Below are 1,424 nucleotides of genomic sequence, written 5' to 3' on the forward strand. Positions count from 1 at the left end.
AGGGAATATTTATGCCGGAATGCTTTCAAAACACCGCAAAGAAAATCATGTAAAAACAAAACATTGGAGGCGTGTTTTGAAAGGCTTAATTCTTAAGATCCGGTATATGAAGCGGCTCTAAAAAATAAGAAAGCCGGAAGATCATGGGGATCTTTCCGGCTTTTTAATAAGATGGATATTATGAGAAACTATGTTTATTAACCATAGAAATAGTCAAAGAAATTCCTAAAATTGTCTGAACCTATTAATGGCTCAATTTCTTTGGCAATCATTTCAACAAACTCTGGTTTCAATTCATCATCTTCATCGCAAATTTCAAAAATATCAAATTCACCATATACTATTTCTATTAATTTTGATAACGAGATGAAAAAATCAGCTAACGAATCAGATATTTTAAATGGTTTTCCAGCGTCATAATTGGCATAAACAGGTATATCTTGATTATCTAATACAGCAATGATTGGTTTTCCTCCACCAATATCATCCATGAATACTAAATTATTATCTGGCCAATTAGGATTTTTTATTATCCCATCTGAATTTTTGATCCAACCATAACCATATTGAGCCTCCTCTATTTCATCAAAGCCACAAAACTTGATCGGAGTAAAACCAGTTTCTATTACCATATCGACAGGTGAAAATTTTTTAAACAAAAATAATATACTGTCAGATTTTCTAATATAATCAGGCCATTCTTGCTCAATGCCGTCTCTTTCTTCAAATTTACCTTGAAGATTAAATTTATTATGAACACTAACTAGTTCATTTAACGCTTTTTCTAATTTATTCATGTTAATCTCTTAGAAAAGTAAAATTTATTTAGCCTTACATTTTTTCAACCGTAATTGCTTTGCAGTTTCCTCTCTATCGATTAGGCGGCCTTTTCCTGGATTTTCATAAATACCTCTATGCCCTTGATTGCTATATAAGTGTTCATCAATACCACTAGGGTGTTTACCATTCTGTAAGAAAACAATATTTCTAGGATCTCCTTTCCAAGCTCCTCCCAAGGCACCATTACCCTTAACACTAATTATATGGTGCCCTGTATATCCTCTCTGAGACATAATAGAAGCCAATTTTCCATTACTTTTAGTCTCTTTGATTATTTTAATTTCTTCATCTGACCAATTGCGAGAACCTCCGCCTGCTTCAACAAGAATTCGTTCTTGCCCCCACGCCCTATTGATCGCTGTTCCTCTCGCTCCTGATTGAGGGGTTATAGTGTCACGAGCTTTGTACCGCATTAAATCTTTTGGATTTAATCCCAGTGGATCGATCTGCCCTGTAGGGTTATGAACGTAAGCATACGGATTGGTTCCCCCCATTAGCCCGATGGGGTCTTAGGAACGATTCCGGTGCGGTCATACTGTTTTAAGCGATTTTTTCTTTGACTATCAGCTTGTTAAAGAACCATT

Annotated in this window: 2 protein-coding genes; both read right to left on the minus strand. The window is 35.2% G+C overall.

The window, feature by feature from the left end; all coding sequences use genetic code 11:
- Positions 1–197: 197 nt before the first annotated feature.
- Positions 198–797, minus strand: coding sequence for a hypothetical protein (locus tag IQ211_RS19215; RefSeq protein WP_189761393.1), 600 nt, complete (start codon positions 795–797; stop codon positions 198–200).
- A 24-nt stretch (positions 798–821) separates the two neighbouring features.
- Positions 822–1,334, minus strand: coding sequence for a hypothetical protein (locus IQ211_RS19220; protein WP_223281904.1), 513 nt, complete (start codon positions 1,332–1,334; stop codon positions 822–824).
- Between the last annotated feature and the right edge of the window lie 90 nt (positions 1,335–1,424).

The organism is Xenorhabdus griffiniae, from assembly GCF_015163655.1.
GTDB classification, from domain to species: Bacteria; Pseudomonadota; Gammaproteobacteria; order Enterobacterales; family Enterobacteriaceae; genus Xenorhabdus; species Xenorhabdus griffiniae.

What these genes read in the sequence shown, in the direction of transcription:
- IQ211_RS19215 (WP_189761393.1), bottom strand. Translation starts at nt 797, where the DNA reads ATGAATAAATTAGAAAAAGCGTTAAATGAACTAGTTAGTGTTCATAAT.
- IQ211_RS19220 (WP_223281904.1), bottom strand. Translation starts at nt 1,334, where the DNA reads ATGGGGGGAACCAATCCGTATGCTTACGTTCATAACCCTACAGGGCAG.